Consider the following 16,835-nt stretch of genomic DNA (forward strand, 5'->3'; position numbering starts at 1 on the left):
GTCCTTCTCTTTTTCATTTCGCGTCGGTGCGGCGGCCTTCTGCAGAACCCAGTCACATCGGCTCGGAGTCATTCCTGCTTGCCGGGCAACTCGCTCACGAGCGCGGCGCCAAGGATGAGAACGGCTCCTATCAGGCCCAACGCTGTCAGCGGTTCGGCCAGCAGCAGCGCCGATAACACGATGGCCGTAGCGGGATCCAGATAGCTCAACACGGCGATGGTCTGGGCTGGAAGCACACGGATGGCCGCGAAGTACAGCAGATAGGCCACGCCAGTATGCACGATGCCCACAATCAATAGGAAAACGGTGGACCGCAGAGTGAAGCTCACGTCCCCGAAACCGCCTGTGAACAGCAGGTACGGCACCATGACCAGTGCGGCCGTCGACAGCTGCACGATGGTTTTCGAAAGCGCGTCGGTGTTCGGCGACAGCTTGTTCAATATCATGTTGCACCCGTAGAAAAGCGCCGCGCCCAGGCCGAAGGCCACGCCCAGCGGCCCGTTTCCGCCTGCGGGACCTGTCGTAGGCGCTCCGCCCACCACACCCGACACCAGCGTCACGCCCAAAAGGGCCACGAGCACGCAGACCACCTTGCGCGGGGTCAGTCTCTCTTTCAACACGAAGGGCGACGCCAGAATGACGATGATGGGCGCGAAGTAGTAGCACAGCGTGGCAACCGCCACCGTCGTATGCCGATACGCCTCGAAAAGCAGCGCCCAGTTGATGCCGATGGCGATGCCTGTCGCAATCATGATCGGCAGCTCAGGCTTCATCTCGGCATACGACATGCGCTTGCCGCGGACCGCCATGAACGCCAGCAGGAACGCCACGCCTATCACCCCGCGGGCGAAGGCGATAAAACTCGACGGCATTGGAATATAGCGCACGAAAATGCCGATGGACCCCCAGATGACCACAGCAATCACGAACATGAGCCTCGCTTGTGCGTTTCGGTTCACGGCGGGCCTTCCCTCGAGGTGGCAATTTATACAGTTGCCTATTGTAGCCTTGCCCTGCCCGTGCACGCTGCAGATTCGCAATTGTAGATATTTTCGATACGTTATTGAAAATATCTACGAACCGTGTATTATCGTTTGTGGAAGGGGTACGCGATGCCCTTCCGACCAATCTAGACACAAGAAGGCGGCGCAGGCTCAGGGGCCTTGGATCTGCGCTGCCACCCGCATCGGGCTTGTTTGGCACAGCCCTGGATGTCGTGCGTCGTAACGCATCCAGGTTCTGCCGCCTGCAGCGCCCGCATGCATCGTGGCAGACGAACGAAAGGAAACCTGACATGGAATCGGGAATCAAGGCGGAGCCCCTCGTCAACACGGGGGAATCCAACGCGGCACCTGAGTCGCAGGAAACCGAAATGGCCAGAACGCTCTTCTGGAAGCAAGTCGTGTTCCTGGCTTTGGGCGCTCCGGCGCTGGTGCTGTTCAACATGGGCGGCGTATCTTCGGTCATGGGCGCGGCAGCGCCTCTGGCCTGGGCTCTTTCGGTCATCATCGGCGTGGTCCAATGCGTGGCCTACGTCGAGATCGCAGGCATGCACCCCAGCAAGACCGGCGGCATCTCGGTATACGGCGCCACGGCCTGGATGTGGCGCTACCCTTCCATCGGCGTCATCCCGCCCTGGTCGCATTGGGTAGCTTGGATCCCCATCCTGCCCATCGGCGTCGCCCTTGCCGCAAGTTACCTCATGAACCTGTTCATCCCTGCGGACAGCATCCTGGCAACCTGGCAGATCACCCTGCTTGACCTGGGGTTCATCCAGGACGGCCTAACGCTTCGCATCAGCCTGCGCTTCATTATCGCGGCGCTGCTCATGGTCATCATCGTGATCATCCAGATCGGCGGCGTGGCATCCTCGGCGAAGACCCAGATCATCATGTCGCTCTGCGGCATCGTTCCCCTGCTGGTCATCGTCATCGTGCCTCTGCTCACCGGCGGCTTCCATCTGCAGAACTTCAACCCCTTCGTGCCCGTCAGCGGCGCATGGGACGGCATCGGCCTGAGGGCCTTCTTCGGCGCCGTGCTGCTGGCCGCATGGGCCAGCTACGGCAGCGAGACCGCCGCGTGCTACATGTGCGAGATGAAGCGCCCCTCCGACGCGCCTAAGGCCATGTTCGTTTCCGGCGGCATCGCCATCGTGCTGTTCATCCTGGTCCCCGTGGTGTTCCAGGGCTGTCTGGGCACCGAGTACATGCTGCGTCCGGACATCAACTCCGGCGAAGGCGTGGGCGCGGCACTTGCCAGCATGGTCAGCTCCAACCCCGTATTCTGCGGCGTCGTGGTGGTAATGCTGGTGTTCACCTTAATGCTGGGCTCCATGACTGCCATGGCCGACACCGCACGCACGCTCTACCAGGGCGGAAAGGACGGCACCCTGCCCAAGTTCCTGGCCCACGCGAACAAGAACGGCTCGCCCAGCGCAGCCATCTGGTTCAACTTCGTCGTCGACCTGATCCTGCTGCTGTTCAGCGACTACCTGTTCCTGCTGGCCATCACCGCCATGAACTACATCCTGTGCCACTTCTTCGTGCTCACGGGCGCGTGGATCCACCGCATGGACAACCCCGACATCGAGCGCCCCTACAAGATTTCGGACAACATGCTCACCGTCTGCGTGCTGCTGGCCTTCTTCAACATGTTCTTGGTGGGCGCAGGCTCCAACGTCTGGGGCTCCTACGTGCTGCCGTTGGGCATCGTGCTGGCGCTCGTGGGCATGCCGCTGTACTGGTTCAGGCATTACGTGGTGGACAAGGGTCAATTCCCCGAGGGCACATGGCAGGACCTCATTCCGAAGGGCCTGACCGAGCCGCCCGAGGTACCTGGCAGCATCATCCCCAAGGTGTGCATCTGCCTCGGCATCGTGTTCATGCTCATCGGCTACATCGCATTCTACGTCATGTTGTAAACGCGGCGAATCTGAATCGACCTTCCGAGCGGCGTCGGCCTACGGCGCCGCCTTTGCGTCTACCGCAACTCGACGGGGAGCGCGAACCCGCCTTCGACCACCTTGGCCGTATAGATGGCGCAGTTGCCGATGAACTTCGACCAATAGCCGCCTTTCGACTGCGGATTCAGGTACTCGAGCAGCCCTTTCATGGCGATGGCGTGCGTGGAGACAAGGACGTCTGTCGCGCGCGCCTCCTCAAGCACGTCCTCCAGAAACGCGCCGCACCGCTCAACCACGCTTGCCAACTGCTCCATGCCGTCGGGAGCGGGATTATGCACAAAATCGCTGAAGAACTCGGCCATTTCAGGCGAAGGATTCTTCAGGTCCATTCCTTCATACGGACCGTAGTCCATTTCGATCAGGCGCCTATCGACGACAACCGGCACTCCAGGAGCGGCGATCCTCGCCGTCTGCAAAGCCCTGGTCAGCGGGCTTGAATACACCTTCGCGAAAGACACGTTCCCGATGAGCAAGGCGGCCTCCTGGGCCTGGCGTTCGCCGACCTCGTTCAGCGGATGGTCGCTCTGCCCTTGCAGCACGTGTTTGGAGTTCAGATCCGTCTGCCCGTGCCGAATGATGTAAATCATGTCCACCACCTGTTTGCGCTTCGATGTTCGGCTCAAGAGTATAGGGCAAAACCGTGCCTGAAGGGCGGTTGCGGCAGTTTCGACAACGTTGAAGCATTCGATGACCCCTGCCGACACACGGCCTGACCTAGAAACGCCGTGCCATAACGTATTTTCGTTGCACAACGCCCCCACCAGAAGGCGCGGCTTTTGCACCAGCCGCCGCCGGCGTTTCGGCCCCGCCGGGCCACCGAGCTTCGCTGCCGAAGCCCATGCCCTACACCGCCGAACACGAACGGAGCCGCCCCGAAGGACGGCTCCGCATGGTTTCGTTGTCGGTTGGGCGCGCGTTACGCCAGAAGCTCACGGGCCACGTCGCACATGGCGTCGAGCTGCTCGTTGGCCTCATTCTCGGTTGCAGCTTTGGCGAACACGTACACCTTGATCTTGGGCTCGGTACCGCTGGGGCGCACGATGAACTTGCGGCCGCCTTCCAGCTGGTACTCCACCACATTGGCGCTCGGCAGCGTCTGGTCGGGTTCGTCAGCCGGCGCATTCAGGCGCGGCATGGTCGCTCCCCCGTCGTAATCCAGCACACCGGTCACTTTGAACCCCGCGATGTCGGCGGGAGCATCGGCGCGCACGCGGGCCATGATGTCAGCCATGCGCTGGGCACCTTCGGCGCCGGGGTATTCCAGCGACACCGTGCGGTTGAACCAGTAGCCGTACTTCTCATACAGAGCGCGGCGGGCGTCCACCAGACTCATGCCTCGGGCGCGGTAGTAACGGGCCATCTCGCAGATGAGCATCGAGGCCACCACGGCGTCTTTGTCGCGTACGTAGGTGCCCGCCAGGTATCCGTAGCTCTCCTCGAAGCCGAAGATGTAGCGTTCGGGTTCGCCCGCGGCCTCCAGCAGGGCAATCTGCTCGCCGATGTATTTGAAACCGGTAAGCACGCGACGCACCTGGAAGCCGTAGTCGGCGGCCACGTCGTCGACCATGGCCGACGACACGATGGTAGTGATGGCCACGGCGCGGGACAGGTCCTCGCCGCGGTCGCGACGCATGCGGGCGATGTAGTCGAGCAGCAGCACGCCCATCTCGTTGCCGGTGATGAGCGCGTAATCGTCGCCGTCGGGCACGGCCACACCCACGCGGTCGGCATCGGGATCGGTGGCCAGCAGCAGGTCGGGGTGGACCTCACGGCTCAGCTGGATGCCCTTCTCGAGCGCGGGACGGGCTTCGGGGTTCGGATACTCGCATGTCGGGAAGTCCCCGTTGGGTTCGGCCTGCTCAGGCACCACGGTGATGTCTTCGACGCCGATGCGGTTAAGGATGCGCTTCACCGTTTCCAGACCCGTGCCGCACAGCGGCGTGTACACGATCTTCAGCGGGTCGTCGGCCGACGCGGACAGCGACTGGGCCGCCACGTTGTCGATGAACCGGTCCAGGGTGTCTTCGCCGATCCAGGACACCTGACCGTTCGCGAGGGCCTCGTCGAAAGGAACGGTGCGCACGTCGGCAAAGCAGTCCACGGCCTCCACCTGGGCAGAAATGTCCTTGGCGGCTTGAGTGGTAATCTGGCATCCGTCGGCGCCGTACACCTTGTAGCCGTTGTACGGCGCGGGGTTGTGACTGGCCGTCACGTTGATGCCGGCCGAGCAGCCCAGGTCGCGCACGGCGAAGGAAAGCGCCGGGGTGGGCTCGACGCGCGGGTACACGTACACGCGCACGCCGTTGGCGGCAAGCACGCTGGCTGCGGTCTGGACGAACAGCTCGCCCTTGTTGCGGGAGTCGCGGGCGATGGCCACGCTGGGGTTTTCGAAATTGGCCACCAGGTAGTTGGCCAGACCCTGGGTGGCACGCCCTACGGTAAGCACGTTCATACGGTTGGTGCCGGCGCCGATGACGCCGCGCAGGCCCGCCGTACCGAAGGACAGATCCTGGAAGAACGCGTCCTCGATGGCCTTGGTGTCGTCTTTCATATCAGCCAGCAGTCCAGCCAGTTCGGCATCCTGGACGCGGTCAACCCATTCCGAATACAAGCCCTGAACATCACGCATGCGCAGCCTCCTCATCAGTTGGTCAATGGGACAACAATACCGCAACATACGTCCCCCGAAGAAGAACGGGACGCATGTTTTAAGCATTCTCCAGCGAGCGGCGACCTACCAGCGCAGGAGCCGCATGCCGCGGCCGGGCTCCTTGTCGCGCTCCTGAAGCTTCTTGCCCATAGGAGATTCCCGAAACGCGAAGTCGGATTCCAGGTCGTGGAAACGGTCCTTGTCGACGAACACCTTGCGCGACACGAAATTCCAGAACGACACAATGACGCCGACGATCACCTTCGCGATGCGGTAATCGATGTCGATATGCCCTGCGAACAGGTACAACAGCGCGTCGTTGAGGGCCAGCCCGATGAAGGACACCACGAAGAACGCGATGACCTCCTCGGTGCGGGAGATGTCGCCGCGGCGGGTGTACACGAAGCGCATCGACAGGAAATAGCTGTATACGATGCTGATGGTGAAGCTGAGGGTAGCGGCAAGCAGGTACTGCATGCCAAGCCGTTCGACCAGCACAAGAAGCAATACGTAGTCAAGCGCGAAAGCGGAAACGCCGACCGCGCTGAAACGCAGGAATTGCCGAATCAGCCTTTTCATCCAACCCTCCATGGACTCAATAGGTAGATAGTACCCTATTCGAAGGTCCTTGCGAAGGGTTTGGCCTCCTGCGCGGCCCCAAATGAATACGAACCGATACATTCGAGTCGGGATGAACGCATAAAAAACGCGGCCCCGAAGGGCCGCGCTTGCGGGCGATTTCGCGAATTAGAGGTTCAGGCCCTTCTTCACATCGGCGTAGACGTCGTCGACCGGACGATCGCCGTCGACGGAGATCAGCAGGTCCTTGCCGCGGTAGTAGTCGACCAGCGGAGCAGTGCTCTTGGCGTAAACGTCGAGGCGGTTGCGAACCGTTGCCTCGTTGTCGTCGTCGCGCTGGTACATTTCGCCACCGCACTTGGGGCAGGAAGCATCGGCTGCGGTGCCGATGTTTCCGCAATCCTTGCAGCAACGGCGAGCGGACAGGCGCTTCACGATGACTTCAGGGTCGACGTCGACCAGCAGGGCCGCATCCAGAGGACGCTTGATTTCGGAAAGCAGGGCATCCAGCGCCACGGCCTGGGCCGTCGTACGGGGGAAGCCGTCCAGGATGAATCCGGTTTCGCAATCGGGCTGCTGCAGACGCTCGTTCATGAGGTCGATGATCAGCGAGTCGGGAACCAGGTCACCGGCGTCCATGAATGCCTTGGCCTGCTTGCCAAGCTCCGTCTGGTCACGGACAGCGGCGCGAAGGATGTCGCCCGTGGAGATATGCGCAGTGCCGTATTCAGCAACCAGCTTGGCGGCCTGAGTGCCCTTGCCGGCGCCCGGGGCGCCCAACAACACGATGTTCATACCATGAACTCCTTTGGTCATTTTCGCCACTTCGTACGCAGTGGCCGCGTTGGTATCCATACCTTGCCCATTGTATCAGTCGAAGGCGACAAAAGGCACTCCCATGCGTGATTCGCACAGGATTGGCTGCCAGCGTCGCTCGATGCTTCGTCTAGGCGTGGTTCATGTGGTAGACGTCCCACAGACCCTTCAGCAACAGCGACGGCTCGTAGACCACCTCGCGACGGCAGGCGTCCTTGATCAGGATGGACACGCCTCCGGTCAGAATCGTCGTGACCGGACCTCCCAGCTCGTCGACGATGCGGTCGACCAGTCCGTCGATCATGGCCGCGTTGGCGTAGATCACGCCCGAACGCATGCTATCCACCGTATAGCGCCCGATGAGGTGCTCCGGCTGCTCGAACTTGATGAACGGCAGCTGCGAAGCCTTGGCGGTCAGGGCGTCCTGCGAAATCACGATGCCAGGGATGATGATGGAACCCAGGTAGACGCGGTCGGCGTTCACCACCGAGCACGTGGTGGCCGTGCCCATATCGAAAATGGCCAGGTTGCCTTCGAACTCGTTGATGGCACCCACCGCATCGGCGATCATGTCGACGCCCAGCTTGTCCGGGGTGTCGATGTCGATGGTCATGCCCAGTTCCAGCTTGTTCGAAAGCACAACGGGATCTTCGCCCACTTTGATGCGAAGCGATTGGACCACAGAATCGGTCAGCTCGGGCACGACGGAGCTGACCACGGCGCCTTCCACGTTGCTGAAGTCGAAGTGATGCATGTTGACCAGAGCCTCGAACCCGATCATGAAGTCCTTGACCGTACGGCGTTTGTCCGTGGGGAACCGGAGGCGCGACTCGAGCTTGCCTCGCTCGGACATAAGGCCCATTACGACGTTGGTATTGCCGATGTCGGCGGTAAGAATCATCTGCGTGCCCTTTCTGGCGAGGTTAAGCGTTTTTCGGAGTGAGCTTGAACAGTTCATCGAGCAGGCGGTCGGCCGCTTCGCCCTTGGAGAGCAGCGGCAGGTCGATTTCGCCTTCGGCTGTGATGAACGTGAGGTGGTTGGTGGGCGTTCCGAAGCCGGCGCCTGGCTCGCGCAGACTGTTGGCCGCAATCATGTCCACGTTCTTGCGCTGAAGCTTGCCGCGGGAGTTCTCGATCACGTCCCGGGTCTCCATAGAGAAGCCGCACAGCAGCGTGCGCCCGTTGCGGTGCGCTCCGAGCCATGCCAGCGTATCCGGCGTGCGTTCGAAATCGATGTCGAATGCCCCGTCGGCCTTCTTGATCTTGTCGCCCTTGACGTCCGCCGGGCGGTAGTCGGCGATTGCCGCCGCCATGATGACGGCGTCCTGGTCATCGGCGCGGGAGCTGACGGCTTCGAACATGTCCTGGGCGCTGGTGATGTCGACCACGTTCACGAAAGGCGGCGGCGTCAGACTGACAGGACCCGACACCAGCGTGACGTCCGCGCCGCGCAGCATGGCGCGCCGCGCGATGGCATAGCCCATGGTGCCCGTTGAATGGTTGGTGATGAAGCGCACCGGGTCGATGGCCTCGCGGGTAGGCCCCGCAGAAACCAGGATGCTCTTGCCGGCGAGGTCCTTCTCGCAGGCTATTTCGCGGCAGATCCAATCGATGAGCTCCGGAATGGAAGGAAGCTTCCCTTCTCCGTCATCGCCGCAGGCCAAGTGCCCGCTGACGGGTGGAATGACGATGTAGCCGCGGCTGCGTAGCATCTCCAGGTTCTCCTGGGTGGCGACGTTTCGGTACATGTTCACGTTCATGGCGGGGGCCACCATCACCGGACACGTGGCGTTAAGTACCGCATACGCCGCGGCGCTGGGGGCTTCGCCCATGGCCACGTACGCGATGGTGTTCGCCGAGGCGGGGGCCACCACAACGGCATCGGCTTCAGCCAGCCAGACATCCACGGTTTCGCAATCCTCGGGCGAGATGCCCGTAACGACATGCGCCCCCGAAAGGACTTCAAGCGGCAGCTCGGGGATGATCTTGCAGGCGGCCTCGGTCATGGCGACCCGAACCGTGCAGTTGAGCTTTCCGAGCTGTGACACCAGGTCGCAGGCCTTGTACGCCGAGATGCTGCCGCACACGGCAACGACGACGGTCTTGTTGGCGAGCATGCTTCTCCTTCTGGCTGTATGGCTTTCGAACGGTCGTAAACGCCGTTACGGCAGAATTATACGATGAAGCGCGTCGGAAGAACCAATTCACGCTCCATATGGGAAAGCGCGGGGTTCTCAAGGGAGCACGATGGAACGTCCGGACTCAAGACCATGGCTTCGGTAACGAGCCGAGTGTCTGAGCCGTTCCGCCCGAATAAGAAAAGGCCCCCGAAGGGGCCTTTTCGTGCTGATTCGACTTACTTGAAGAAGCCTTCGTAGTTGTAGCTCTTCAGCTGAGCCTCGACCTTGTTCATGGTGTCGAGGGCAACGCCGATCATAATCAGGATGGACGTGCCGCCGAATGCCTGGATCAGCTGGTTGTTCGTAAAGTAGAACAGGATGGACGGAACCACCGCGATCAGGGCGATGAAGATGCCGCCAGGCAGCGTGACGTGCCTGATGACATTGCGGATGTACGCCGTGGTCGCCGGGCCCGGACGGATGCCGGGGATGTTGCCGCCCTGCTTATGGATGTTCTCCGATGTCTCTTCGGGATTGAACACCATAGAGGTGTAGAAGTACGCGAAGAAGACGATCAGGATGAACGTCAGAATCCAGTTGGCGGGGCCTGCGCTGATCGCATTCGCGAAGCTCGTAAGCCAACCCACGTTGAACAGGGCGGCGATCTGAGCCGGGAAATAAATCAGAGCAGAGGCGAAAATGATGGGGATTACGCCTGCAGCGTTGATCTTCAGCGGGATGTAGGTGGACTGGCCGCCCATCTGACGACGACCCTGAAGACGCTTTGCATAGGTGACCGGGATGCGGCGCTGGGCGCGCTCGACATAGATGATTGCCGGGATGCAGAGCAGGACCACGACAATGATCAGAACCGTGACGGCGATGCCCATGCCGGTGTCATCGCTCAGCGTGACGCTGCTGAAAATGGCAGCGGGCACGCGGGAGACGATGGACGTGAAGATGATGAGGGACATACCGTTGCCGATGCCGCGTTGCGTAATGAGTTCGCCCATCCACATGATCAGGGCCGTGCCGACGACCAGCGTGACCACGACCACGATGTCGGTGACGATCTCGGGGATCTCGGTGGAGAACACGACGCCATACTGAGAGCTCTTGAAGAGGAACAGGTAGCCGATGGCGTTGATCAAGCCGAGGCCCAGCGTAAGGTAGCGCGTGGTCTGGGTGATCTTGCGACGGCCGGTCTCGCCCTCTTTGGCCCAGCGGCCCACAGCAGGGATGACGCCCTGCATGAGCTGCATGATAATGGCAGCCGTGATGTACGGCATGATGCCCAAGGAGAACACCGAGAAGTGCGACAGAGCACCGCCGGTGAACAGGTCGAGCATGGTCATGCCTACTCCGCCAGTGGCGAATGCGTTCGCGAACTCGTTAAACGGAATGCCAGGCACCGGGATGAAGGCACCGAGACGGTACAGCGCCAAGATTGCCAAGGTGAAGAGAATCTTGTTGCGAAGCTCCGGAACCTTGAATGCCTGTACGAGCGACTCTAGCACAGCGGCTCAACCTTTCCTCCGGCCGCTTCGATCTTGGCAGCGGCACTAGCAGAAACCTTGTCAACCTTGACGGTGACGGCCTTGGTGATTTCGCCATCGCCCAGAACCTTGACCAGCTGGGTGGTCTTCTTGATGATGCCCTTGGCAACCAGAGAGTCGTGATCCACAACCTCGCCGGCCTCGAACTTGTCGTCGATGCGGCTCACGTTGACGGGAGCATACTCAACACGGTTGATGTTGCGGAAGCCGCCCAACTTGGGGAGGCGCATAGCCAGAGGAGTCTGGCCGCCCTCGAAGCCGGCGCCCTTGCCGCCGCCAGCGCGGGACTTCTGGCCGTTCATACCACGGCCGGCGGTTTTACCATGACCGGATGCGGGGCCGCGGCCGACGCGCTTGCGCTTGTGGGTAGAACCCGGATTCGGGCGGAGATCAGAAAGTTCCATGATGTATCCTTTCGCTTCTTTCGACGGGTTGTCTCTCCCGCCTCAGCCAGCAGCTCGCTCGCTGGCCAACTTCTTGTACACTTGTCTTTTGACAAGCCGCTCTATGATAACCGATGAAGGAGCGGCTTGCACGGACGCATCTTCGTTTTACTCGTGGCACCACGGTAAATTCAAATCGTCCACATACAGAAAAAGGCCCGCCGAAGCGGACCTTTTTGCAAGCATTGGTATCGAGTTAGTCCTCGACGACCTCAACGAGGTGCTTGACCTTGAAGATCATGCCGCGGATGCAAGGATTGTCAACCTTGTGGACCGTGCGGCCGATCTTGCCGAGGCCGAGAGCCTTCAGGGTCTCACCCTGGTCGTGCTTGTAACCGATGCTGGACTTGACCTGCGTGATGTGCAGGGTCTTCTTCTGCTCGTCTGCCATTGGTTACGCCTCCTTCTTCTCTTCCCAACCGTAGATCTTAGCCACGGTGGTGTTGCGGCGCTCGGCGACCTCGGTGGGGCTGGACATGCTCTTCAGGCCTTCGGCGGCAGCCTTGACGATGTTCATCGGGTTGTCGGTGCCGAGAGACTTGGTCAGGCAGTCCTGAACGCCTGCGAGCTCCATGATGGCGCGGACCGGACCGCCGGCGATAACGCCGGTACCAGGGGTAGCGGGCTTCAGCAGCACGCGACCTGCGCCGAATTCGCCGATGATCTCATGGGGAAGCGTCTTGGCTTCGGTCAGAGGCACGGTGAACATGTTCTTCTTGGCGTCTTCAACGCCCTTGCGGATGGCGATAGGCACTTCCTTGGACTTGCCCAGGCCAACGCCCACATGGCCGTTGCCGTCGCCCACGACGACCAGAGCGGTCAGACCGAAGCGGGTACCGCCCTTGACGACCTTGGCGACGCGGTTGATGTAAACCACGCGCTCCTGAAGCTCAGGAACTGCGGGCTGATTCTTTTCTTCTTTACGAGGAGTCATCTATCTACCCTTTCCTAGAACTTCAAGCCGGCTTCACGGGCGCCTTCAGCGAGAGCCTTGACGCGGCCGTGGTACAGGTTGCCACCGCGGTCGAAAACGATCTCGGTGATGCCCTTTTCGATTGCCTTCTTGCCGACGATCTGGCCCAGAGCCTCGGCGCCTTCAACGGTGGCACCGGACTTGCCGGTGGCCTTGAAGTCCGCACCCAGGGTGCTTTCGCCGTAGAGAGTCTTGCCCTCGACGTCGTCGACGAACTGAACGTAGATGTTAGAGTTGGAACGGGTCACGCAAAGGCGCGGACGAGCGGCGGTACCGGAGACCTTGCCGCGAACGCGACGGTGACGACGAGCCAACGCAGCTTGTTTCTTCTGAAGTTTCTGCATCTTAGTATCCCTTCACGTGCGCTACTTGTCGCCCTTGGCGGCCTTGCCCAGCTTACGACGGACATACTCGCCCTCGTAGCGGATGCCCTTGCCCTTGTAAGGCTCAGGCTTGCGCCATTTGCGGATGACGGCAGCGGTCTCGCCGACCAGCTGCTTGTCGCAACCCTTGACCACGATGTGGGTCTGATCGGGCACCTCAAGCGTGATGCCTTCGGGAGCCTCGACGATCACGGGGTGGGAGTAACCGAGCTGCATCTCCAGCTTGCCACCCTTGAGAGCAGCACGGTAGCCGACGCCGACGAGCTCGAGCCTCTTGGAGAAGCCCTTGCTGACGCCCTCAACCATGTTGTTGATGAGGGAGCGAACCAGGCCGTGGTACGCACGGTTCTGACGCTCGTCGTTGGGACGGGTGACGATGATCTCGTCGCCCTCCTGAGCCACGGTGATGACTACAGGATAGGTGTAGGTCAGCTCGCCCAGGGGGCCCTTGACCGTAATGGTGTTGCCTTCAATGGCAACGTCGACTCCGGCGGGAACCGGAATGGGCTTCTTGCCGATACGAGACATATCTAGCTCCTTTCCTTTCCTACCAGATGTATGCGATAACTTCGCCGCCGACACCGGCCTTGCGAGCGTCGCGGTCGGTCATAACGCCCTTGGACGTGGACACGATTGCAGTGCCCAAGCCGCCCAGAACGCGGGGCAGCTCGTCCTTGCCAGCATAGATGCGCAGACCCGGCTTGGAAATGCGCTTGATGCCGCGGATAACCTTGGACTTCTTCTCGCCGTACTTCAGCGTGATCTCGAGGATGTCACGAGGCTGAGACTCGATGGTCTCGTAACCCTGCACATAGCCCTCTTCGGTCATGATGCGGGCGATCTCGACAAGCTTCTTGGAAGACGGCATGGACACCGTCGGCTTGCCTGCAGAGTTAGCGTTACGCACGCGCGTAAGCATATCTGCGATGGGGTCGTTCATGGTCATGAATGTTCTCCTTTGGTTCATGATGAGCAGTTCGGAGGTACGCAATTGAGCCCGTGACTCGTACGCCTTACCGACCAGCACACCGATCGTGACGATTGATTCCTACCAGGAAGCCTTGGTCACGCCGGGCAGTTCGCCTTTGCTGGCGAGCTCACGCAGGCAGACGCGGCACAGACCGAACTTGCGGTAGACCGAGTGAGGACGGCCGCAACGGGTGCAACGCGTGTACTTGCGCGTCGAGTACTTCGGCTCGCGCTTAGCTTTGGCGATCATCGATTTCTTTGCCATGCTTTTCCTTCTTTCTTATTCTTCATCCGGCACGGCGCCGGAAAGGAAGACTACTTCTTGAACGGGAATCCCAGAGCGTCGAGGAGAGCCTTGGCAGCCTCATTGTTCTCGGCGGTGGTCACGAACGTGATGTCCATACCGCGGGTGCGGTCGATCTTGTCATACTCGATCTCGGGGAAGATCAGCTGCTCGGTGACGCCGAGAGTGTAGTTGCCACGGCCGTCGAAGCTCGTGGTGGGAATGCCGCGGAAGTCGCGGACGCGGGGCAGAGCCATGGACAGCAGGCGGTCCAGGAACTCCCACATGCGGTCGCCGCGCAGGGTGACCTTGCAGCCGATGGCCATACCCTGGCGGATATGGAAGGCAGCGATGGACTTCTTAGCGCGGGTCACGCAAGGCTGCTGGCCGGTGATGATGCGCATGTCGTTCATGGCGGCGTCGAGCTGCTTCGAGTCGGAAGCGGCCTCGCCGACACCCATGTTGACAACGATCTTCTCCAGGCGCGGAACCTTGTTGATGTTATCGATGTTCAGCTCTTTTTCGAGCTTCGCAATGATCTCGTTTTGATACTTTTCTTTCAGACGAGGAGTAGCCATCTGTCTGTTTCTTCCTTTCGATGAATTAAACGCAGGATTTCCGACCCTGCGTCCCTACCCGCTTACACGGTTGGGGTCATGCTTCGGGCGGGGTCTTCTTTGCCCCGCCCGTTTCGTTCTCGACTTAGTCGATGTCAGCGCCGCACTTCTTGCAGACGCGGACGCGCTTGCCTTCGTCGTTGCGCTTGTTGGTCACGCGAGTGGCCTTGCCGCACTTGGGGCAAACGATCTGCACGTTGGACACGTGGATGGGGGCTTCCTTATGGATGATGCCGCCCTGCGGGTTCTGCTGAGTCGGGCGCAGGGCCTTCTTCACAACACCGCAGCCTTCCACGACGACGCGCTCCTTCTGGGGCAGAGCCTTGAGGACAACGCCCTCCTTGCCCTTGTCCTTGCCAGCGATGACGAGGACCTTGTCGCCCTTACGGACATGCAATTTAGTCATCTATCGCACCTCCCCTACAGCGTTTCCGGTGCCAGAGACACGATCTTCATGTACTTCTTCTCACGCAGCTCGCGAGCGACGGGCCCGAAGATACGGGTGCCGCGCGGAGAACCGTCGTTGTTGATCAGGACGGCTGCGTTCTGGTCGAAGCGGATGTACGAACCGTCGGTACGACGAATCTGCTTCTTCACGCGAACGACGACGCAGCGGACGACGTCACCCTTCTTGACGTTGCCGTTCGGAGCGGCTTCCTTAACGCTGCAGATGATGACGTCACCGAGGCCAGCGTAGCGGCGCTTGGAGCCGCCGATGACCTTGATGCACTGCACCTTGCGCGCGCCGGAGTTATCCGCAACGTTCAGCATACTTTGCATCTGAATCATTGTGCAATCCTTCCGATACTAGATCACGCTGCAGCGCGAACTACTTAGCCTTCTCGATGATCTTGACGAGGCGCCAACGCTTCATCTTGGACAGAGGGCGGGTTTCCATAATCTGGACGGTATCGCCCACACCACACTCGTTGTTCTCATCATGTGCATGGAACTTCTTGGTGGTGGTCATCATCTTGCCGTACACCGGGTGCGGCTTGCGTTCCTTGGTCTCAACCACAATGGTCTTGTCGTTGACGGCGCTTACGACGACGCCCTGACGGACCTTGCGGGAGTTACGGGTGTTTTCGCTCATTTATTCCCACTCATCCCTACTTCAGAGCGCCGTTAGCGGCGATCTCACGGGCACGCATCTCGGTCTGGATGCGGGCGATGTCCTTCTTGACTTGCTTCACGCGAGCCGTGTTGTCCAACTGGCTGGTAGCCATCTGGAAACGCAGGTTGAACAGCTCGGCGCGAGCATCCTTGAGCTTGGCGGCCAAATCCTCGGCGGAAAGCTCACGAATTTCAGCTGGCTTCATTATTCAGCAGCCTCCGTTTCCTGTTGTTCCCTGGTCACGATCTTGCACTTGATGGGCAGCTTGTTGATAGCGAGACGCAGAGCTTCACGAGCAACGGCATCTTCGACGCCGGCGATCTCGAACATGATGCGGCCCGGTTTGACAACGGCTACCCAGCCCTCGGGGTTGCCCTTGCCGGAACCCATGCGGGTTTCAGCGGGCTTCTGGGTAATCGGCTTGTCCGGGAAGATGGTGATCCAAACCTTGCCGCCACGCTTCATTTCACGAGTCATAGCGACACGAGCAGCCTCGATCTGGCGGTTGGTGATCCAGTGAGCCTCGAGGGCCTGGATGCCGTAATCGCCGTGGTTCAACTTGGTGTAGCCCTTGGCCTTACCCTTCATCGAACCGCGCTGCACCTTGCGGTGCCTCACACGCTTAGGAGCTAGCATTATTTAGCACCCCTTTCGTTGCGGTCGTTGCGGCGTCCGCCACGGTCGTTGCGACGGCCGCGAGTCGGACGGGAGTTGCCTTCCAGAGCCGGCTGCGGAACCTTGCCACCAGGCAGAACTTCGCCGTGGTAGATCCAGACCTTGACGCCGATGGCGCCCATGGTGGTCCTTGCGGTTGCGAAGCCGTAGTCGATCTTGGCACGCAGGGTGTGCAGAGGCACACGGCCTTCGCGGTACCACTCACGACGGCTCATCTCAGCGCCGCCCAGACGGCCGGAGCACTGAATACGGATGCCCTGAGCACCGCTCTTGCGGGCGGACTGGACAGCCTTGCGCATGGCGCGACGGAAAGCCACGCGGCCTTCCAGCTGCTCTGCGACGGACTTAGCGACCAGAACAGCGTCGAGCTCGGGGCGCTTGACCTCGATGACCTCGATGTTGACCGCGCCATTGGCGACCTTGGCAACATCCTTGCGGAGGTTCTCGATTTCGGCGCCCTTCTTGCCGATAACAACACCCGGGCGAGCCGTGGTGATGATGATCTTGATCTTGTCGCCAGCGCGCTCGATTTCGATCTTCGAAACGGCGGCCTTCTCCAGCTGCTTCTCAAGGAACTTGCGGATAGCCAAGTCGTTTTCCAGGTTCTTGGCGTAATCCTTGTCAGCGTACCAACGGCTACGCCAATCCTCGGTGATGCCGAGACGGAAGCCGGTGGGCATTACTTTCTGACCCAT

General features: G+C 60.6%; 23 protein-coding genes. 1 reads left to right on the forward strand and 22 read right to left on the reverse strand.

What is annotated here, in order from left to right:
* Positions 1–68: 68 nt before the first annotated feature.
* Positions 69–959: a DMT family transporter gene (locus SHEL_RS11380; RefSeq protein WP_197720354.1), complete on the reverse strand. Its 891-nt coding sequence runs from the start codon at positions 957–959 to the stop codon at positions 69–71.
* A gap of 335 nt (positions 960–1,294) precedes the next feature.
* Here SHEL_RS11380 and SHEL_RS11385 point away from each other — a divergent pair, with 335 nt between their 5' ends.
* On the forward strand, positions 1,295–2,920 hold the full coding sequence (locus SHEL_RS11385; protein WP_012799429.1) for an APC family permease: 1,626 nt from the start codon (positions 1,295–1,297) through the stop codon (positions 2,918–2,920).
* 59 nt (positions 2,921–2,979) lie between these two features.
* On the opposite strand, the gene SHEL_RS11390 is transcribed toward SHEL_RS11385, so the two are convergent.
* The 21 genes from SHEL_RS11390 to rpsC all read right to left on the reverse strand — a co-directional run bounded on the left by SHEL_RS11390 (position 2,980) and on the right by rpsC (position 16,835).
* Complete coding sequence (locus SHEL_RS11390) at positions 2,980–3,549, reverse strand: histidine phosphatase family protein (protein ID WP_012799430.1); 570 nt, start codon at positions 3,547–3,549, stop codon at positions 2,980–2,982.
* A 329-nt stretch (positions 3,550–3,878) separates the two neighbouring features.
* The gene (locus SHEL_RS11395) at positions 3,879–5,591 is read right to left on the reverse strand and encodes a phospho-sugar mutase (RefSeq protein WP_012799431.1); all 1,713 of its coding nucleotides are present in this window, start codon (positions 5,589–5,591) and stop codon (positions 3,879–3,881) included.
* Between the two features lie 105 nt (positions 5,592–5,696).
* The gene (locus SHEL_RS11400; protein ID WP_012799432.1) at positions 5,697–6,191 is read right to left on the reverse strand and encodes a GtrA family protein; all 495 of its coding nucleotides are present in this window, start codon (positions 6,189–6,191) and stop codon (positions 5,697–5,699) included.
* A gap of 168 nt (positions 6,192–6,359) precedes the next feature.
* Positions 6,360–6,986: an adenylate kinase gene (locus SHEL_RS11405; protein ID WP_012799433.1), complete on the reverse strand. Its 627-nt coding sequence runs from the start codon at positions 6,984–6,986 to the stop codon at positions 6,360–6,362.
* Positions 6,987–7,137: 151 nt separating this feature from the next.
* Positions 7,138–7,908 (reverse strand): type III pantothenate kinase, encoded by a 771-nt coding sequence (locus SHEL_RS11410; protein WP_012799434.1) that lies wholly within the window; start codon positions 7,906–7,908, stop codon positions 7,138–7,140.
* Between the two features lie 22 nt (positions 7,909–7,930).
* A complete protein-coding gene (coaBC, locus tag SHEL_RS11415; RefSeq protein WP_012799435.1) occupies positions 7,931–9,124 on the reverse strand; it encodes a bifunctional phosphopantothenoylcysteine decarboxylase/phosphopantothenate--cysteine ligase CoaBC in 1,194 nt (397 codons plus the stop codon).
* 239 nt (positions 9,125–9,363) lie between these two features.
* Positions 9,364–10,644 carry a preprotein translocase subunit SecY gene (gene secY / locus SHEL_RS11420; protein ID WP_012799436.1) on the reverse strand — a complete coding sequence of 427 codons (1,281 nt, stop codon included), beginning with the start codon at positions 10,642–10,644 and terminating at the stop codon, positions 9,364–9,366.
* Positions 10,638–11,087 (reverse strand): 50S ribosomal protein L15, encoded by a 450-nt coding sequence (gene rplO / locus SHEL_RS11425; RefSeq protein ID WP_012799437.1) that lies wholly within the window; start codon positions 11,085–11,087, stop codon positions 10,638–10,640. The genes secY and rplO overlap by 7 nt, the downstream gene beginning before the upstream one ends.
* Positions 11,088–11,322: 235 nt before the next feature.
* Positions 11,323–11,517: a 50S ribosomal protein L30 gene (gene rpmD / locus SHEL_RS11430; protein ID WP_012799438.1), complete on the reverse strand. Its 195-nt coding sequence runs from the start codon at positions 11,515–11,517 to the stop codon at positions 11,323–11,325.
* A 3-nt stretch (positions 11,518–11,520) separates the two neighbouring features.
* Positions 11,521–12,060, reverse strand: a complete 540-nt coding sequence (gene rpsE / locus SHEL_RS11435) for a 30S ribosomal protein S5 (protein ID WP_012799439.1) — start codon at positions 12,058–12,060, stop codon at positions 11,521–11,523.
* Positions 12,061–12,074: 14 nt separating this feature from the next.
* The gene (gene rplR / locus SHEL_RS11440) at positions 12,075–12,443 is read right to left on the reverse strand and encodes a 50S ribosomal protein L18 (RefSeq protein ID WP_012799440.1); all 369 of its coding nucleotides are present in this window, start codon (positions 12,441–12,443) and stop codon (positions 12,075–12,077) included.
* A 21-nt stretch (positions 12,444–12,464) separates the two neighbouring features.
* A complete protein-coding gene (gene rplF / locus SHEL_RS11445) occupies positions 12,465–13,010 on the reverse strand; it encodes a 50S ribosomal protein L6 (RefSeq protein WP_012799441.1) in 546 nt (181 codons plus the stop codon).
* 19 nt (positions 13,011–13,029) lie between these two features.
* Positions 13,030–13,428, reverse strand: coding sequence for a 30S ribosomal protein S8 (gene rpsH / locus SHEL_RS11450; RefSeq protein ID WP_012799442.1), 399 nt, complete (start codon positions 13,426–13,428; stop codon positions 13,030–13,032).
* Positions 13,429–13,530: 102 nt separating this feature from the next.
* On the reverse strand, positions 13,531–13,716 hold the full coding sequence (locus SHEL_RS11455; protein WP_012799443.1) for a type Z 30S ribosomal protein S14: 186 nt from the start codon (positions 13,714–13,716) through the stop codon (positions 13,531–13,533).
* 50 nt (positions 13,717–13,766) lie between these two features.
* Entirely contained in the window at positions 13,767–14,312 is a 546-nt protein-coding gene (gene rplE, locus SHEL_RS11460) for a 50S ribosomal protein L5 (RefSeq protein ID WP_012799444.1), read from the reverse strand.
* A 124-nt stretch (positions 14,313–14,436) separates the two neighbouring features.
* A complete protein-coding gene (rplX, locus tag SHEL_RS11465; protein WP_012799445.1) occupies positions 14,437–14,757 on the reverse strand; it encodes a 50S ribosomal protein L24 in 321 nt (106 codons plus the stop codon).
* Between the two features lie 14 nt (positions 14,758–14,771).
* Entirely contained in the window at positions 14,772–15,140 is a 369-nt protein-coding gene (gene rplN / locus SHEL_RS11470) for a 50S ribosomal protein L14 (protein ID WP_012799446.1), read from the reverse strand.
* A gap of 40 nt (positions 15,141–15,180) precedes the next feature.
* Positions 15,181–15,444, reverse strand: coding sequence for a 30S ribosomal protein S17 (gene rpsQ, locus SHEL_RS11475; protein WP_012799447.1), 264 nt, complete (start codon positions 15,442–15,444; stop codon positions 15,181–15,183).
* 16 nt (positions 15,445–15,460) lie between these two features.
* A complete protein-coding gene (gene rpmC / locus SHEL_RS11480) occupies positions 15,461–15,670 on the reverse strand; it encodes a 50S ribosomal protein L29 (protein WP_012799448.1) in 210 nt (69 codons plus the stop codon).
* Positions 15,670–16,101, reverse strand: coding sequence for a 50S ribosomal protein L16 (gene rplP / locus SHEL_RS11485; protein WP_012799449.1), 432 nt, complete (start codon positions 16,099–16,101; stop codon positions 15,670–15,672). Before rplP ends, rpmC begins: the two co-directional genes overlap by 1 nt.
* Positions 16,101–16,835, reverse strand: coding sequence for a 30S ribosomal protein S3 (gene rpsC, locus SHEL_RS11490; protein WP_012799450.1), 735 nt, complete (start codon positions 16,833–16,835; stop codon positions 16,101–16,103). Before rpsC ends, rplP begins: the two co-directional genes overlap by 1 nt.

This window comes from Slackia heliotrinireducens DSM 20476 (assembly GCF_000023885.1).
Lineage (GTDB): Bacteria > Actinomycetota > Coriobacteriia > Coriobacteriales > Eggerthellaceae > Slackia > Slackia heliotrinireducens.